The organism is Bacillus sp. HNG (assembly GCF_003400205.1).
In the GTDB taxonomy this organism is placed as follows: Bacteria; Bacillota; Bacilli; order Bacillales; family Bacillaceae_L; genus Ferdinandcohnia.
This window is the reverse complement of record NZ_QUQV01000001.1, coordinates 49,553-67,245: the sequence shown is the minus strand read 5'-3', so window position 1 is coordinate 67,245 and position 17,693 is coordinate 49,553. Positions and strand designations below refer to the sequence as shown.

Genomic DNA, 17,693 nt, shown 5'->3' with positions numbered 1-17,693 from the left:
TTTATCACCTCTTTTTATCCATTTAAATCAATTTTACAGGTGCTTTTTTCTCGAAAGATTGATAGGCTGCTAATGCTACTTCTACCGCTTTCATTCCTGAATGCCCGGTTGCTAGCGGGGCTCTACCTTCTCTTACACTCGCAACGAAATCCTCAATCAGACCAGTGTCCATATCATCTCCCCAGCCAATCCAATTGACACCCTCCTGATTGGAATAGAAATCGATTTTTTGAGAGAACGCATCAATTTTTAGAGTGCCATTTGTCCCGATAATTTCCATTGTTACATCGCCCCAGGTAGGATAGGCGCTATTCCTTGACCAACTACAATCTAGAGTTGCAAACATTCCGTTAGTAAATTCAATTGTAAGGATCCCACAATCATCAATCTGATGATCGATATAGATATTTCCAATTTCTGCGTAAACTTCCTTCACTTCTGCCCCTGTAAACCATCTCATGATATCGACAACATGGACCGTATGATCGAGTACCGCTCCACCGCCTGATTTCGCCTTATCAATAAACCAGCCACCTGGATTCGTTCCCCGATTTGTTCCCTTAATCGCTAAAATATCTCCTAATACACCTTCTTCCAACACTTTTTTAGCATGTTGAATAGGTGTATTAAATCGGACAGGGAAAGCTGTTCCTAACAGAATTCCATTTTGTTCACAAACACGAATCATTTCTTCGATATCTTTTAAATTGGTAGCTAATGGCTTTTCACATAGAACATGTTTGCCTGCTTTAGCAGCAGCAATTACATGTTGATGGTGCAAACTATTTTCTGATGTCACAATCACCGCATCAATATCAGAGTCAAGTAAATCTTGATAATTTTTATAATAAACTGTGTCAAAAAGCTGTGAACTTTTCGACCCTCTTTCCTCATTTTCATCGGCTATTCCAGCTAATGTGACACCTTCCATTTCATTTATGGCAGCTGCATAACTATTTGCATGCATATGAGCGAAGCTAATGATTCCAATTTTCATGTCAGTTTTCCCCCTTTAGTATGACAGGTAAACCTGTTTTTATAGATTGAAGGGCAGCGACTGATATTTCCATTGCTTTATACGCATCTTTTGCTGTCACAATTGGCGTTTCATTTGTTTTCAAACAGTTCAGGAAATGCTGTAGTTCAATATAATATGGTGATTTTTTCAAAGGACTTTGAGGTACTTCAACTCCACTTTTTTCATCAATTGATTGATTAATTGAAAGTAAAACCGGTTCTTCTTTTAAACTATCATATTCGACAATCCCACTTTTACCAGCAATTTCAAATTGTGTGGAAAACGTTTGATGCCTCCATGAACCTTCTACATGTGCGATGACTCCTGTTTTAAAAACCAATGTCACAATGGCATAGTCGAGATCAGGAAGTCCTTTCGCATATACTCGCTCCACTTCACCAAAGTTCCAACGCAGAAAATCAAAATCATGGATGATTAAATCTAAGATGACACCACCACTTTTGGTTTGGTCTGAATACCAATCTCTCCATCCCGCCGGAAAATGCCCGCCGCGCCTTGTTCGAACGACACCAATATCACCAATAGATCCATTTGCAACAAGTTCCTTTGCTTTTGCATACTGTGGGAAGAAACGAACAACATGCCCTACAAATAATTTCACATTTTTCTCATCACAGTACTCTATCATTTCACGTGCATCTTCAAGAGTGTAAGCTAATGGTTTTTCGCATATTACATCAATTCCACAATCCGCAGCTTTCAAAACATACTCTTTATGCAGGAAAGTTGGAACACAAACATCAATCACATCAATTTGTTCGAGATTATTTACCGCTTCTTCTAAAGTTTGAAAAATTTTTGTATCATGCTCACCGATAATTTGCTGGGCTTGATCGATTCGAGTGTCAACGATTCCTACAACACGAACATCTTCCATATCATAATAAGAACTAGCATGCTCCTTCCCCATTGTTCCTGCACCAATCAATAAAACGTTTTGCATACAATCCACCTCTATCCTTTTATTCTGGAAGTTGCGTATTTAGATGTTTTATATTTCTATCCATCCATTGGCAATTACTTTTTTATACCAGTTGTAACTTTCTTTTTGAATGCGCTCCAAAGTTTGAAAGTCTACATAAACAAGACCAAATCGTTTTCCGTAACCGTCTGCCCACTCAAAGTTATCTAATAATGACCATGCTAGATAACCAAGAATAGGAATCCCTGATTCTATAGCTCTACTCACAGCTGTTAGATGCTGCTTGTAGTAGTTGATTCGGTCTTGATCATCCACTTTCCCGTTTACACGTTCATCCACACAACAAGCCCCATTTTCCGTAATAAATAATGGAATATTTCCATATCGCTGTGCGAGATATTGAAAAACTTTATAAAAGCCGTCTGCATAAATCGGCCAGCCTATATGTGTGTGGTTATAATCAATTTCAATATTCTCAATATCTAGTAATCCAGTATTCTCTTTAAATCGTGCGACATTACCGGAATAATAGTTGACACCAATAAAATCAATCGGCTGTTGGATGATTTCCATGTCCCCGTCTTCAACATGAAGTTTTGCACCCTTTTTTTCAAACCAATCAACTAAATATTGTGGGTACTCACCTTTAAAAATAGGATCTAGAAACCAATCAATGTTATGGCCAATTTCTCTCCTACAAGCTTCGATGTCTTCTATTCGATCACTAAAAGGTTCTCTCCATGTGGTATTCGTTGCTGTGCCGATTTGACCTTCGGTTCCTAGTTCTCGAAATACCTTAACTGCTTTTCCATGTGCCAACACCAAGTGGTGGGAAACATCCACAGCAAGCTGTAAATCCTGATATCCTGGTGCGTGTACACCTCGATAATTTGATAAAAAAGCGGCACATAAAGGTTCATTAATGGTTTGCCAATATTTCACTTTCCCATTAAACTCTCTAAAAATAGTTTCAGCATATTGTCTAAAGGCATCAACTGTATTTCGACTCGCCCAACCACCTTGATCCTGAAGGGCTTGCGGGAGGTCCCAGTGGTAAAGGGTAAGCATTGGTTCAATCCCTTTTTCCACTAATTTGTCTACCAAGTTCTGATAATATTGCAAGCCTTTGGGGTTAAGTTTTCCTGTTCCATTTGGATAAATCCTTGGCCAAGAAACAGAAAAGCGATACACTTTGGCACCTAGTTGGTCCAATAATTTTATATCCTCATGGTAACGATGATAGCTATCACATGCGATATCACCATTATCCCCATTCTTCACTTTTCCAGGGGTGTGGGAAAAGGTATCCCATATGGATAACCCTCTTCCATCCTTAAATGCTGCACCTTCTACTTGATACGCTGCAGTCGCTGTACCCCATTTCATGTCTTTCGGAAAACGAATAATAGGCATACCTATTACCTCCTAACGTGCATTCTATTTACCAATTAAAATTACCCGCTGTTGCGATTCGGTGGTAAAAGTGGTTTCCTAAGGAACCTTCTGGTATCCCATTTGGACCATCATGTATTAATCTTGTTTCTTCTAATTCTTCAATTCGATCGATTGTCCCTTCTAGCCATTGCTGAATCCGTACTTGTGTGGTTGCTAGACGGGCAGATAGTCCCCCATACCGGAACTCGATAATTTCCCAACCAAATGGTTTATATAAAGAAAACCAAACTTCTCGATGTTTTTGGTGAAGTTTATGAACCTCGTTTGTCAATAAATTAATCTTGCTTAAAAGAGTTGTCATAGAATCCTTATCTCCCTGGTCATAAGCTGCTTTTAAGTGGATTCCCATCTCTGCCTTTACACTTAATACGTTTACTAGTTGCGCATAGAACTCAAAAATTTGGACTGCGTTAGGATTTCTTTCCTTCGCCGCAGTAATTTTTGGAATTAGTTTCTGATAATGTACATTCATATCAAGGCCACGGATATTTTCATCAAATAAGCCGAAAAGAAGATCCTGCCACAATAAGAACTTTGATGCATTGGATGAGTTTACATTATTTTTCATCACACCTGGCGTTTCATCCAATTGATTTAGAACGAGAAAATCCTCAAGTTGATTTCCAGTACAGAAATAGAAACGTTGGGCTAACTGTTCCATTGTCACTGTTTCGTGATAAGTATGTTCAGCATAAAGTTGAATAACAGGTAGCGCAGTTGTGAGCGGTGTTTCCGCTCCATTATCGCCCCATAATGTCGTAAAGACTTCTTGGAGACCGTCTTTTTTACACGCTGCTAGTGCAGCTTCTGTTGTCATAAACGCTCTTCCATAGTTTGGCGAAATTCCATTCCATGTCCATGCGCCACCCGCAAAAAGGGTATCTCTCCCTAATTCTTTATGTTTCTGAATATAAGATCGATAAAACTCTTCATCTGCGTGGTAATAATCCCAATAAACAAGTTGAACATTTTCTGGTATGGAGTCAATTGCTTCTTTTGGAATATGAACGTCTTTATCATAATATTCACCGTGTTTTGAACCCAAACGAAAATACATGTCACTCCAAATCATTGGTGACAGACCATGTCGTTTAGCGATTGAAACTACTTTATCTAGGTGCTTGTTCATAATATTAAAGCGATTTTCATATCCATTTAAATCTAAATATCGTCCTAACCCAAGCTGATGAGCTTCATCCATACCAATATGAATTCGTTTGGATTTAAAAGGTTTAGAAGCGGCCTCAATCATACTTTCAATAAATTGGTATGTTTTCGATTCACCTACTAATAAAATATCAGCTGTATCTCTAATTTCTTTTGCATATCCCCACTTTAATGCCATTGTCAAATGGGCAAGAGTTTGAATACAAGGAATCATTTCGATGCCAAAATGATCTGCATATTCATCACAAGTCCTCAGTTCTTCCTCTGTGTATCTACCACGCATATACCCAAAATACGGATAATCTGGAACTTCATAAGTATCCTCTGTATAAAGCATGACGACATTTAAGCCCATGATCGCTAATTTCCTAAGTAGCCCTTGTACTTCATCTACCTTTAACACGGCATTCCTAGAAACATCGAGCATAACTCCACTCGTTTGGAAATTAGGTTGTTCAGTCAGCTCAAAGTCACCAGACTTTCGATAATTTTCTAACCACACCCCTATCGCGCGATAGAAATGGATTTTTTCCTGATAAAAGATGTTACCTTTCCCATTCTTATTGCTAACATGGATCGGACCTACCCTTTGTGTAATGGTAATCGGATACCCTTTTTCATGTAATTCAATACTGAGTTCATCGGCTAATAGTTCTAATCCTTTCAAAATTGAACTTATCTCACCTACTAAATTAATTTGCATATTCGATACCTCTTTTCGTTTTTACTAAACGATCATTGTTGTTCTCTCTATTCACTACGCTCGAACACAAAATTTCCATTTATTATCGTACTTTCTACTTCTACATCATTTGATAAGATGACAAGGTCTGCATCATACCCAACCGCAATTCTTCCTTTGTGTTCACTCATCCCGCATACAATTGCCGGATTATAAGTTGCCATTTGCACAGCCTCTTCAAGGGGAATGTTGCAATTGTGAACACTAAATTGAATCGCCTTGTCTAGAGTCAAAGAGCTACCTGCAAGACTACCATTTGCCAATGTTACCTTTCCATTCTGTTTGTAGACTGTTTTCCCACCAATTTGATGACATCCATCTGGTAATCGATTGGTTCCAGTACAATCAGAAATGAATGTAATGTAATCGACACCTTTCATTTTGTATAGCATTTCTATCATTTTTGAATGCACATGAAACCCATCTGCTATAATTTCACAATGCAATTCTTGTAAATCAAGTGCTGCAAAAGAAATTGTTAAATTGCGATGTGTAATCGGACCCATTCCATTGAAACAATGTGTAACTCTCGACAAACCGTACTTAATCGCTTGTTCCACTTCCTCATAGGTCGCAGCTGTATGTCCTGCTGAAATCGAAACATTTTGTTCGTGCAATAACTTAATCACATCTACTGCATTAGGTAACTCCGGAGCCAATGTTACAATTCGAATCAAACCTTCGGACAAATGAAGGATTGATTGTATTTCCTCTAAAACGGGATCTACAATATACTCCGCTTTTTGGGCACCTTTATATTTTTGATTAATCCAGGGTCCTTCTAAATGAACACCCAATAGATGGGCACCAGTACGCTCTTCAGCGACTACTTGTTTACTTAATAAAAGGAAGGTTTTAATATCCTCTAATGTAGCTGCCCTTGATGTTGACAAGAAACTTGTCACACCAAAGGATGGGAGCCCATCTTGAATGCGATAAAAACCTTCCTTTGTACGGTCCATAAAATCATACCCATTAAGACCGTGGATATGCGTATCGATAAAACCTGGACAGATCCACCCATCCACTTGGTAGATAGGCAGATCCGTATTGTTTATGGTGTCTTTCTTACCAATGAAAATGATTTTTCCATCTTTAATTTCTATGGCCATATTCTTATATATTCTTTTATCGGAAACAACATTTCCTTGTAAGTAATAGTGGTTGTGCAACATTAGATTTCGAAATCCTCCATATTCAACCAGTTCCTCAAATTACGTAAAGTGAATTAATTTGGTTAGTGTGGTAGATTCCTTGTTTAATAGTTTTTCAAATTCTTGTGGTGCATCTCCAAATTCGACTACTTCTGAAATAAATGGTCCGACATCAATCCGTTTTTCCTTAATCAGTCGAATATATTCTTCCAGGTTCCTTCCTTCTGTCCAGCGAACATATTCATAAGGATAGTCGATTGCTTCTTTTTCATATATACTGTCATATCTTCCAGGACCGCCTGCTCGTGAAATAAGCAACTGAGCTTCTTTACCAAACATTAAGTCTCTAGGGAAGTCTGGCTCAATATCACCGACAATAACTGCTTTGCCTTTGGTGCGTATCCATTTTAAACATTCACGAGTGAGTGGTGAGCGTTTTCCACCTGCACACAATAGTACTGCATCTGCCCCACGAGATTTCGTTTCAACCTGAATGGCTTCTTCCATCTCTTTTACGGTTGCAAATGATTTAATGTTTTCTTTCTTTAACATCTCTACACGACTTTCGTGAAGGTCATACGCTATCACATTGTAAGCAGCTGCATTAGCAATTTTGGCAATTAATTGTCCTAAAACGCCTAGTCCGACAATCACAACTGTTTCACCAAATTGAAGGTTAGCAATACGCAGAGCATGAATCGCAATCGCACCAAGTCCACCTAGAGCTGCTTCCTTTGGATCGAGATTTTCGGGAAGCTTAGCATACAACGTTTTCGGTACTCGTAAATATTCATCATGGTGAACATATGGTGCGCCGTAACAAGCTACAAGATCTCCTTTTTTCACATCGGTAATGTCATTACCACAATCAACGACTTCTCCGATTGCACTGTAGCCAAGATGAACCTGCTTATTTTCACTAATTGATAATAATGATAGCTCAGTGCCTGGTGAAATAACTGAATATAATGTTTTAACTAAAATATAGGAAGGTTTTCCTTCTATACTTGGAATTTCATCCTCAATGATTTCAACTTTCTTGTTGTGGGCGACTATTCTTTTCATTTGAAATCCTTCTTCCGTCAATTATTTAGACAACCACTTTGATAAATTCGCTTTTACAAACTCATCATCATGCAAATGTGGGTAGCTAGTATAAATACGGTCTAACTCTTCTGCCTGACCTGGACTTAACACTTCACGATCTACTAAACACCAATTTCCTCGAAGCAATCCTTGTCTAGCTAAGATTTCATTGATTCCGGCGATGCTGCCTTTAAAACTATTTCGCGAATCAAATATCGGAGCATTAGCATCCGTGATCTGTTGTCCGAGAGTGAACAGCTTCTTTGGAATAGACTCCTGATCTCTAACCTTTTTTATCTCCTCAAATGTTTCAACGACTCGCTTTGTCCAAACCGACCAGTGTCCAAGAAGACCACCAACGATTTTCTTTTCTACCACTTGATTTCCAACAGTAAATTCAAATGTTGTGAGTAAATCATTTATGATGTTATCATCATTTCCAGTGTATAAGGCAATCTCCTCATTACGAGGTGAATGACAAACGGCACGGACAACGTCTATTGAACAATATCGATCAAATGGTGCAATTTTTATCGCATACACGTTTGGGATGGAGGCAAAACGCTCCCAAAATTCATAGGAGAAAATTCGTCCCCCCACTGCAGGTTGTAGATAAAATCCAAATATCGGAATAATATCCGCTACCTTTTCGGCACGTTCGAGTAATTCTTCTTCAGATAGATGATTTAAACCACCCATACTTAACAGTCCTAAATCATAACCAATCCCTTTACTAAACGTTGCTTCACTAATGGCCTGTTCTGTCGGTCCACAAATACCAGCTATCTTAATAAAGCCTTCGGGAATATCGGCATTCCTCGTTTCCTCAATCGCAAGCGATAGAACCTGTTGATACAAATTGAATTCAGGATCACGAATTTCAAATTGTGTGGTATGAACCCCTACTGCAATTCCACCAACACCAGCATCAATATAGTAGCGTGTTAATGCTCTCTGACCTGCTACATCAAGCTTTCTTTCTTTTGTCAATGCAAGCGGATGAGCTGGAATCACCGTGCCCTCATGAAGCTTTTTCTTAACAGCCTCTTGTAGCATTAAAATGCACCTTCTCTTTCTTGGAAATGGGTTGGCTTATTAATGGTTTGCCCATCACTGATAACCCATTCAGAAATCATGTCCATCATCTGTTGAACGGTTACCTTCGGATAACCAAATAATTTATGGGCGTGAGATGCATTATTCAGCAATGCTGTAGGACTCTCACTATTCACAAATAATGGGTCCTTCTTCATTCGTTTTCCGAATTCATTGGCCAACCATCTTATAGATAGCGTTTCAGGTCCTGTAACATTGATGATCTGTGGCGGATGATTTGTATGTAATAAGGAGCGAATTGCATATTCATTCGCATCACCTTGCCAAATCACATTCACATTTCCCATTGTTAAATCGATAGGGGTACCTTGGAACACTGATTTTGCAATTTCGAGTAAAACTCCATATCGAAGATCAATTGCATAATTTAATCTAAAAAGAACAACCGGTGTATTGTATTTATGAGAAAAATACGTGAGCACTCGTTCTCTTCCTAAACAGGATTGTGCATATTCACCTACAGGGTTTGGTGAAACGTCCTCCGTGCAACCATTGCTTAATACAGAGGTTAATGGATAGACATTTCCTGTTGAAAACGCAACAATTCGTGAGTCCTTAAACTTTTCAGCGATCCGTCCTGGAAGATAAGCATTCATTGCCCATGTATGATGCTCATTCCCGACTGTTCCAAATTTAGTTCCTGCCATAAGAATAATGTTTTTCACATTTGGAAGGTTTTGGAGGTCTTCTTCCTTCAAAAGATCAGCTTTGATTGTTTCAATTCCAGATACCTCTAATTCTTCTATTAAACTCTCATCTGAGAATCTCGCAACACCAATTACTTTTTTTGGTAAACCTGCCTGATCAACAGCTCTCTTCGCTAGTTTGGCTAAAGTCGGTCCCATTTTCCCACTTACACCTAAAATCATGATATCTCCATCAAGTTGTTGAATATCTTTTATCAATGCCTCACTAGGCGTTGACATAAAATCCTCTAATTCCGCAATCGTTTTCATTTAGATCCTCCTAAGATATGTTTTTTAAGTTTTTATTAGGAAAAACATGGTTACTTACTAATTACCTACATTGTATAGTTGGGTTTATTAAAAGACAAGTCACTTAAAAGTCTTTAAATAAATCCTCTTTTTCATTGACAATTGAATAAGTTCCTCTTAATCTAGTAGTAAGATTATTTAAAGACATTTCTTTAATATGTCTTTTACTGGAGATGACATTATGAAAACGAATCAATTATCAACTAATGGTACTGAAATTATTATCGGTATCGTGAGTCCTGTAGAACTTGTGAACGAAATTATGAAAGCGCTTGAATCTTTTCCTAATTTTCAACCTTTCTTTTTACATTCAACACCTTCTACGATTGAACCTAAGGATATAGAAAACTTGGTCAATAAGGTTGAAGTTCTCCTTTTCATGGAATTTCCTACTTACCTGAAGGCCAAACAACTTTTCAATTTTGCTATTCCGGCCCATTATGTTCCTTTAATGGGTACTGGCCTGTATCGATCCTTATTTTTGATTAAAAATAAATATGACCTCAGGCACATTTCTATTGATACTGTTGAAGAGAAATACATTCAACAAATCCTATATGAATTAGGCGAATCCAATTACGAATTTACATCCTTTCCACATTACAGTCAGACTACTACTTTTGAGGAAATTGTTGAATTTCACCAACATAATTATCAAAACTTTAGTTCCATTGTCATTACTGGTACCCAGGAGGTTTCACTGAAACTATCTGATTTGGGCATACCGAATGAATGGGTAACCCCAACCTATCAGGACTTAATTGTTTCACTCGAGCGTGCATTGCTAGCGACGGAGGCTCGTAAAAATAAGGAATCACAAATTGTGTTTGGTATTATCGATATTGATCAATTTGATAAAGCTACTGAAAAATACAAAACAGAACATGAAGTACAAGTATTTAAGCTAAAATTTCAACAAATGATGCTAAACTATACAAAGCTAATTGATGGTCACTTGATCAATTCTGGCGGAGATGAGTTTTCATTTATTACGACCCGCGGTATTTTCGAAAGAGAAACCCGTGGTTATAAATTCATACCCATATTAAACTCAGCCAAAACAGAGTTAGGTGTATCCATAAGTATTGGTGTCGGCTTCGGTCTCTCTGCAGCGGAAGCAGGTAACCATGCTAGAATTGCCCTGCGTCAATCAAAAGAATTAGGCGGTAATGTCTGCTATATCGTTCGTGAAGATCAAAGTGTGATTGGTCCAGTTGACATTATCACGGATACTCAATATGAAAAATATGATTTATCCATCACTGATGCTGAACTCCTTAATAAAGCCGAACAGGCTGGAATGTCAGCCGCATATATGACAAAGCTAATGGCACGAGTAGCACGTCATAAAAAATATGATTATACAGCCCAAGAGTTAGCCACTACATTAAACATTACAACAAGAAGTGCACATCGAATCCTATTGAAGTGGATGGACGCCAATCTAGTGGATATTGTAGGTGAAGAAAAGATCACCTACAAAGGTAGACCAAGACGAATTTATCGACTTAGCTTTATCCTCGATGACCATGAAATAAAAAAAGAATGAAATGGCGGGAACTACATTACCCGCTGTTTTCACTTAAAGGGTTTCCTTTTATATATACACCTTTTTCCCTGTTTCCTTGCTTTCATTTGCTGCCTCAATGAACCGAATAATTTCTATTGTTTCATGCAATGGCACTCGTGTTTTACCGTCCTTAAAAAAATCGATAACATTCTCTAATAAACTAGCATAAAAGGGTTTTGAGGAAGAATTTATCGATACATACTCACTACCTTTTTCAAAATGAATAACGGCACCGAAATCTCCATTTCCTTTTCTATTCCCTCTCACGCTAAAAAGTCGACCATCTTGCCATTCTGAAACAATTACATTAAAATCCTCGTTCGATTCTGAACGAACATGCTTTGCACCACTCCCAACTATCGTATAGAGCATTTCAACCGCATGAATCCCATACCAAAAATACCCAGGTTGGGTGTCAACAATCTCCATCGGTCCAAAACAGTCAGCTCCAATTATCTTCCCTTTATCCTCTATGGCAAGTGCCATGTTTAAGCTTTTCGCATATCGCAAGGCTGAAGAGCTCATAATAGGTGTCTCGTATTGATCAGCTAGCTCCACGATTCTTCTTGCATCAGAGGTAGTTAAGCATAATGGTTTATCAATGAATAAAGGTTTCTTAAACTTACACAATTTGCTTACTTGATCAAGATGAACCCTTCCATCAACAGACTCTATTAAAATTGCATCGCAATGCTCTGCCACTTCTTCCATCGTATGGACGATTTGAACACCCAGTTGCTCAACTACTTTCGTAATTGGACCAACACGGGAATAACTTAAATTAAAATCAGATGAGCTCATTGGATGCGCCATAACTACTTTCCCACCCCCTACATAAAAAGGGTGGGACGGATCATTTAATAACTTTGTAAAAGCAGTTGCATGTGAGGTATCGAGACCAATCATTCCTATTTTTAAATCCCTCATAAATTCACTCCCTTACTTACGTTAACTTATTTAAGACCTGATAACTGGATGCCTTCTGTGAAATACTTCTGGAAGAATAAGAAGATTAAGAAGGTCGGGATAAATGAGAGTGTCGCTCCGGCCATTTCAATTCCAAAGTTTCCTTCTTTGCTCAATGTGGAAGCTAGCCCAACTGTGATTGGGTACATTTTTTCATTTGTCATATAAATTAATGGCTGAAATAAATCATTCCAGTTACTTACAAACGCGAATGTCCCAACAGTTGCGATAGATGGAAATGCTAATGGCATATAAATTTTACGAAACACCTGAAAATCATTAGCTCCGTCCATTCTTGCGGCTTCATCTAATTCCATAGGAATCCCTTGCATGAATTGGCGAACTAAAAACACACCCATTATCGCCCAAAGTTCGGGAACAATTAAAGCTTGGTATTCATTAATCCAACCAAATTTTGAAAACATGATGAATTTCGGAATGATAAGCAGTTGCGACGGTATCATGATTACGGCCATAAATGTCCAGAATATGAATTCCCTTCCGATGAATTGCTTCCTAGCAAATATATAACCTAGTAAACCAGCAAAAAACATTTGTGAAAAAACAGGAATAATGGTTATTACTACCGAGTTAAAAATCCATCGTAAGAAATTATCATTACGAAATAGGTACGCAAAGTTACTAAATGACACGCTGTCTGGAATCCAAAATAACGGATCCATAGCTGCAAAAGTCGTTTCTTTAAATGAACTTAATGCCATAATTAAAAATGGCAGTAGAAAGCAAAATCCTAGGAAGAACAGTACAAAATAGTTAAGTAGTTTTTTTATCAAGATATTTCATCTCCCTTACAATCACGCTCAGCCTTAATAAATACCTTGATCTTTTCCAAAGTATTTTCTCTGAATAAGCGAAATGATTAAGATAATCGCAAATAATACGTAAGATAAAACAGCTGCATAGCTAAAGTTCAAATTCGTGAATCCGATTTGGTATAAATAAAATACAATTGTGCTTGTTGAGAAGTTTGGTCCTCCGTTTGTTAATAAAAATGCAGAGTCAAAAATTTGGAAAGAACCAATTGTCGTAATGATTAATACATAGAAATGAATCGGTTTTAATAATGGGAAAGTGATTAACCAAAAGGATTTTAAAGGTGAAGCACCATCAATTTTTGCGGCTTCATACATATCTTTTGGAATGGACTGGAGCCCAGCAAAGTAATAGATCATTGTGCTTCCAGATACTTTGAATATACTCAAACCTGCCAATACAAGTAAGGCTTGTGAAGAATCAGATAAAAACAACTGAGGTCCAATCCCTAAGAAGCTTAATAAGTAGTTAATTAATCCTGATTCCGTCCCTGAAAATAGCCATTCCCAGATACCTGCCACAACAACAAATGATGTAACAACAGGCAGGAAAAAGATTCCTTTGAAAAATTTTGTAAATCGTATTCCTGATTTTATGACAAGCGCTAAAATTAAACCAAGTGCCATTGTAGGAAGTATATAATAGAAGGAAAATAAAATAGTGTTCCAAATTGACTTTAAAGCAATCTCATCTTGAAACAATTGCTTCCAGTTACGTAAACCAACGAACTCGGAAGTACCGATAATTCGATAATTAAGAAATGTTAATATAAAACTATATACAAATGGAATGACTTGAAATATTAGAAAATGGATTAATACAGGAGTAAGTACAAGATAAACAAGACCATTTCTTCTCCATTCATCTTTTATCCTTTTCTTTAAAGGAGGCTTGACCTTTTTTATGTTTTCCAGAGGTACTTTGTTATGAGTTTCTACGACCTTTTCCAAGCTATCACCTTATTTCTTTTATTGATAAACAAAACAAGTTTTCATAAACAGAGAGTTTTATTCTCAAAAGGAATAAAACTCTCTTTACGTTAAGAAGCTATTATTTTACGGCTTTGCTAACTCAGCTTCGATTGCTTCAGCTGCTGCATCTGCTGCTTCTTGAGGAGTTTTGTCTCCTGCCATCATAGCTTGAATTTCAGCTTGAATAAATGGCATGATTGCACGCCCTTTTGGATGTATAACACCAGGTAATGCATATTGTGTATATGTTGCTAATTGACTCATATATTGATTCGAATCAAAGATATCTTTTGCTTCTTCTTGGGTTGGGATATATTGTGTTACAGTATTGAAAATACGTTGGTTTTCAGCATTTGTTACTGCCTTTACAAATTCTGCTGCTGCATCAGGATTATCACTGTTTGAAGGCACTACAAACATTCCAGTTGTACCATATGTTAATTGCTTTTCACCAGTTAATGGAGGAGCAATTGCGAAATCAAATTTACCTTCTTTTTCCATCATCGTAATACTTATCCCAGATCCAAGTTGTGCCAATATTTTTCCACCGAACCATAATTCATCTTGTGTGGTTGCTGTAATCGAATCTTCTGGAATATATCCTTTTTGATAGAAATTATTTACCATCTCGAACGCTTTCACACTTTCAGAGCTATTGATTAATACTTCATTTTCATCTGTTACAACATCTCCACCAGCTTGCCAAACCCAAGGATAGATTGTTCCATTCATGGAACCTCCTCCCAGATAGTTTAATGCATAGAAACCTTTTTCTTTTGCTTTTGCTGCCCATGCCTCAAATTCTTCCCACGTTTTTGGTAGATTTGCCGGATCTTCTCCAATCGCTTTCACGACGTCTAGATTATAAATGAATGTATAAGCTTCTTGCAGGATTGGTAATCCATACTTCTTGTCTTTCCATGTAGTAGATACTAATGAAGTATCAACAAACCCTTCAAGATCAGAAGCCTCTAAATATGGGTCTAATTCTAAAAGCATTCCTACATCTGCATATTGTGGCATTTGGTCAGGAATCGCATAGAATACATCTGGTCCATTGTTAGCTGCTAATGCAGTTAGGACTTTTTGGTCTCGATTTGCCCACGGAATCGTTTCTATGTTTACTTCTACGTCAGGAAACTCTTTGTTGTAATTTGCAGTGATTTCTTTCCACATTTCCTCTTCTTTCTTAGCATCACCTGTATAAGGATGAACCCAAACAGTTATTTCACCATCCACCTTTCCTGAATCCTTTCCTTTATCAGGAGTTGTTGACGTATCATTACTACATGCAGAAAAAAGTAAGCTACCTGAAAGCAAAAGTGCCATGAACGAAAAACGTTTCTTTTTCATCTACGAAATTCCCCCTATTTAGTTAAGTTCAATAAAAAATCTCAATGACTAATAACCTATCAATGATTTGTTGTTTTTCCATCCCCCCTTTAAACCGCGTCCATTTTGACTGAAAATACGCATAATTGAAAACGGTAACATCTCATTTTAAAAAAATTTGCTACTTATTCTTGTTTGAATACTTATATTCTATTTTGTTTGAGGTATTGTGACAAGTCTATTAATTGTCTTTAATAGGAAATGAAATTTAATTTAGTTCCCAAACAAAATACGGTTGCATAAAATGCACTTTACCATATCAACGAATCGTATTATACATAATTCAAACCTTGTGGAAATGGAAACGGGATTGGAAAAATATAAGAATACCAATCTACATTCTTGCTCCCTTTTAATATCAGCTCTTCTACATCAAGATTACTCAAAATAGTTGAATTTTCATCATTAAAAAGGCGTTTCTGTTTATCATCCATAGTTGAAATGACAAGTTTGTCTTTAAAGTATGGACCAAGCTGGTTTAGCAATAGATCCAAATTCATGATTTTTATTGTTCCTGGATATGTCTGATCCACCTTTTCCTGAAAAGAGTCAAGATCTTGAATAAGCTCTTTTTCATAGCTTGGGACGTTCCATAACAGAGAATCTGGGCCGTATGTAAATGCTTCTGCAAGCAAGGTACGAATGGCAATTGGATCTCCACCCCATTCAATGACGCGAGAGTCCACTCCTTCTTGTTCTTGGTATGGCACCCCAAATATTAAAAATGCATTTAACTCATTATTCTTCTCGGCTACAAGGACTTTATGTTTCATTTTAAAAATACTTGCAAACCCAGCACCCTTATTAAGCTGCGCAATTTCATAAATGGTCTGTTCATACCTAATTTTTCGATTTTGGCTTAGTTTTCTAAGTTGAAACCAATCATAAGGACCAAGTTCTCTGACTTTATAAGATGTATCAGCTGTAATGTCACCACTATGAAGTTTATATTGATTCATCTTTCCATAGAAAGTACAACCTTGCTTAATATAGAGTGGTAAATCCCCTGAAATAAATAGAACAGATGCACCAGACTTGTTGACATGCTCGAAAATTTTCTTTAATAGTGTGTTGGCTAATCCTTTTCTGCGATAGTCAGGGTCTGTACAGACAGCACCGATTGAATAAGCCTGGATTTCAGCACCTTCAAGATGTAGAACAGATGGAACCAAACCAATAAATGAAACTAGTTTATCATCGACAAAGGCGCCATAAGATTGGTTCAACGCAGCAGAAAACACTTGTGGGAATGCAATTCCCATCGACACATGCCCTTCTTTACGAAAAACCTTATCTGCTAAATCAATGGCTTGTTGGAAATCATCGTCTTCAACTAATCGGAATTCTAGCATAAGTTCACCTCTATTTATCATTTATTACTACACATGAGAATGGAATTAAATAACTGTTTAAAAATTGGAATCGCTACCATTAAATCCATGTTATAATACAACTAAACTTACAATACTTACCTTCTATTTTATGTTAATTTTATCAAGTGACAAGTCTATTAATTGTCTTTAAATAATTCGTAATGATTTTTTTCAACAAGTGGATTGAGGTGGTCGATTTGAGTGGATGGGAGAAATTTAATCATTTTGCAGTTATGATGTTGAAGTTTGCATATGTAAATATACTATGGATTGTTTTTACAGTTTTGGGTTTTGGAGTGCTGGGGCTATTCCCTTCGACAGGTGCAATGTTTACGATTGTCCACAAATGGCTTAGTAAAGAACCGGTTGAGAAGATCTTTCAAACGTTCTGGAACACCTATAAGAAGGAATTTATTTCTCTGAATAAATTTGGCTTATTTTTCATTTTAATTGGCTATATCTTACTTTATGATTTTATGTTTCTACAAAAGAATGTAGATAAATTGCAATTCCTGTTTCCAATCTTACTATTTCTGTCCATTTCGTATATTGTCACATTATTTTATTTCTTTCCTGTATATATACAATTCGAAATGAAATTCTTTCAATATATCAAACAATCCTTTTTGATTGCTGCTAGTTCTCTTATAGAGACGATTCTTATCTTGACAGCAGGTATGCTTCTGGGGATTCTTGTAAATTTAATACCAGGAATTATTCCGTTTTTTACTGGAAGTGTGTTAGCAGTAGCAATTACGTGGTGTAGTAACCGCGCCTTCTTGAAAATTAATAGTAAGAAAAAGATGATTACACAGGAATAAATCAGCAATGCTATTAAGAGTGTCCGTATTTCGGGACACTCTTTTTCTCTGCCTGAAATTATGTCTGACTTAAAGTCCATTAAAAGTCTT

15 protein-coding genes are annotated in these 17,693 nt (G+C 37.0%); 2 read left to right on the top strand and 13 right to left on the bottom strand.

Going from position 1 to position 17,693, the window contains the following annotated elements; translation table 11 throughout:
* Positions 1–22: 22 nt before the first annotated feature.
* Genes DZB84_RS00280 through DZB84_RS00245 form a run of 8 tightly spaced genes read right to left on the bottom strand, consistent with a single transcriptional unit; the run spans position 23 to position 9,637 of the window.
* A complete protein-coding gene (locus DZB84_RS00280) occupies positions 23–997 on the bottom strand; it encodes a Gfo/Idh/MocA family protein (protein WP_116350252.1) in 975 nt (324 codons plus the stop codon).
* A gap of 1 nt (position 998) precedes the next feature.
* Entirely contained in the window at positions 999–1,982 is a 984-nt protein-coding gene (locus DZB84_RS00275) for a Gfo/Idh/MocA family protein (RefSeq protein WP_116350251.1), read from the bottom strand.
* Between the two features lie 48 nt (positions 1,983–2,030).
* Entirely contained in the window at positions 2,031–3,374 is a 1,344-nt protein-coding gene (locus tag DZB84_RS00270) for a GH1 family beta-glucosidase (RefSeq protein ID WP_116350250.1), read from the bottom strand.
* A gap of 28 nt (positions 3,375–3,402) precedes the next feature.
* Positions 3,403–5,286, bottom strand: a complete 1,884-nt coding sequence (locus DZB84_RS00265) for a beta-N-acetylhexosaminidase (protein WP_116350249.1) — start codon at positions 5,284–5,286, stop codon at positions 3,403–3,405.
* A 47-nt stretch (positions 5,287–5,333) separates the two neighbouring features.
* Positions 5,334–6,500 carry an N-acetylglucosamine-6-phosphate deacetylase gene (gene nagA, locus DZB84_RS00260; RefSeq protein WP_116350248.1) on the bottom strand — a complete coding sequence of 389 codons (1,167 nt, stop codon included), beginning with the start codon at positions 6,498–6,500 and terminating at the stop codon, positions 5,334–5,336.
* A gap of 39 nt (positions 6,501–6,539) precedes the next feature.
* A complete protein-coding gene (locus DZB84_RS00255; protein WP_116350840.1) occupies positions 6,540–7,544 on the bottom strand; it encodes a zinc-dependent alcohol dehydrogenase in 1,005 nt (334 codons plus the stop codon).
* A 21-nt stretch (positions 7,545–7,565) separates the two neighbouring features.
* On the bottom strand, positions 7,566–8,621 hold the full coding sequence (locus DZB84_RS00250) for a dihydrodipicolinate synthase family protein (RefSeq protein WP_116350247.1): 1,056 nt from the start codon (positions 8,619–8,621) through the stop codon (positions 7,566–7,568).
* Positions 8,621–9,637: an NAD-dependent epimerase/dehydratase family protein gene (locus tag DZB84_RS00245; RefSeq protein WP_116350246.1), complete on the bottom strand. Its 1,017-nt coding sequence runs from the start codon at positions 9,635–9,637 to the stop codon at positions 8,621–8,623. The genes DZB84_RS00250 and DZB84_RS00245 overlap by 1 nt, the downstream gene beginning before the upstream one ends.
* 220 nt (positions 9,638–9,857) lie before the next feature.
* On the opposite strand from DZB84_RS00245, the gene DZB84_RS00240 reads away from it, so the two are divergent.
* Entirely contained in the window at positions 9,858–11,225 is a 1,368-nt protein-coding gene (locus DZB84_RS00240; protein WP_116350245.1) for a hypothetical protein, read from the top strand.
* A gap of 48 nt (positions 11,226–11,273) precedes the next feature.
* Here the strand turns inward: DZB84_RS00240 and DZB84_RS00235 are convergent, their stop codons facing one another.
* The 5 genes from DZB84_RS00235 to DZB84_RS00215 form a co-directional block, all read right to left on the bottom strand.
* Positions 11,274–12,173 (bottom strand): Gfo/Idh/MocA family protein, encoded by a 900-nt coding sequence (locus DZB84_RS00235; RefSeq protein WP_116350244.1) that lies wholly within the window; start codon positions 12,171–12,173, stop codon positions 11,274–11,276.
* Between the two features lie 26 nt (positions 12,174–12,199).
* Positions 12,200–13,003, bottom strand: coding sequence for a carbohydrate ABC transporter permease (locus DZB84_RS00230; protein WP_116350839.1), 804 nt, complete (start codon positions 13,001–13,003; stop codon positions 12,200–12,202).
* A gap of 36 nt (positions 13,004–13,039) precedes the next feature.
* Entirely contained in the window at positions 13,040–13,996 is a 957-nt protein-coding gene (locus tag DZB84_RS00225; RefSeq protein WP_411266248.1) for a carbohydrate ABC transporter permease, read from the bottom strand.
* A 105-nt stretch (positions 13,997–14,101) separates the two neighbouring features.
* Complete coding sequence (locus DZB84_RS00220; RefSeq protein ID WP_116350243.1) at positions 14,102–15,370, bottom strand: sugar ABC transporter substrate-binding protein; 1,269 nt, start codon at positions 15,368–15,370, stop codon at positions 14,102–14,104.
* 311 nt (positions 15,371–15,681) lie between these two features.
* The gene (locus DZB84_RS00215; RefSeq protein WP_189655095.1) at positions 15,682–16,761 is read right to left on the bottom strand and encodes a GNAT family N-acetyltransferase; all 1,080 of its coding nucleotides are present in this window, start codon (positions 16,759–16,761) and stop codon (positions 15,682–15,684) included.
* 218 nt (positions 16,762–16,979) lie between these two features.
* On the opposite strand from DZB84_RS00215, the gene DZB84_RS00210 reads away from it, so the two are divergent.
* On the top strand, positions 16,980–17,603 hold the full coding sequence (locus DZB84_RS00210; RefSeq protein ID WP_116350241.1) for a YesL family protein: 624 nt from the start codon (positions 16,980–16,982) through the stop codon (positions 17,601–17,603).
* The last annotated feature ends 90 nt before the right edge of the window (positions 17,604–17,693 follow it).

Coding starts and splice junctions, on each gene's coding strand:
- DZB84_RS00240 (WP_116350245.1), top strand. CDS start 9,858: ATGAAAACGAATCAATTATCAACTAATGGTACTGAAATTATTATCGGT.
- nagA (WP_116350248.1), bottom strand. CDS start 6,500: ATGTTGCACAACCACTATTACTTACAAGGAAATGTTGTTTCCGATAAA.
- DZB84_RS00265 (WP_116350249.1), bottom strand. CDS start 5,286: ATGCAAATTAATTTAGTAGGTGAGATAAGTTCAATTTTGAAAGGATTA.
- DZB84_RS00245 (WP_116350246.1), bottom strand. CDS start 9,637: ATGAAAACGATTGCGGAATTAGAGGATTTTATGTCAACGCCTAGTGAG.
- DZB84_RS00215 (WP_189655095.1), bottom strand. CDS start 16,761: ATGCTAGAATTCCGATTAGTTGAAGACGATGATTTCCAACAAGCCATT.
- DZB84_RS00280 (WP_116350252.1), bottom strand. CDS start 997: ATGAAAATTGGAATCATTAGCTTCGCTCATATGCATGCAAATAGTTAT.
- DZB84_RS00275 (WP_116350251.1), bottom strand. CDS start 1,982: ATGCAAAACGTTTTATTGATTGGTGCAGGAACAATGGGGAAGGAGCAT.
- DZB84_RS00235 (WP_116350244.1), bottom strand. CDS start 12,173: ATGAGGGATTTAAAAATAGGAATGATTGGTCTCGATACCTCACATGCA.
- DZB84_RS00270 (WP_116350250.1), bottom strand. CDS start 3,374: ATGCCTATTATTCGTTTTCCGAAAGACATGAAATGGGGTACAGCGACT.
- DZB84_RS00250 (WP_116350247.1), bottom strand. CDS start 8,621: ATGCTACAAGAGGCTGTTAAGAAAAAGCTTCATGAGGGCACGGTGATT.
- DZB84_RS00220 (WP_116350243.1), bottom strand. CDS start 15,370: ATGAAAAAGAAACGTTTTTCGTTCATGGCACTTTTGCTTTCAGGTAGC.
- DZB84_RS00255 (WP_116350840.1), bottom strand. CDS start 7,544: ATGAAAAGAATAGTCGCCCACAACAAGAAAGTTGAAATCATTGAGGAT.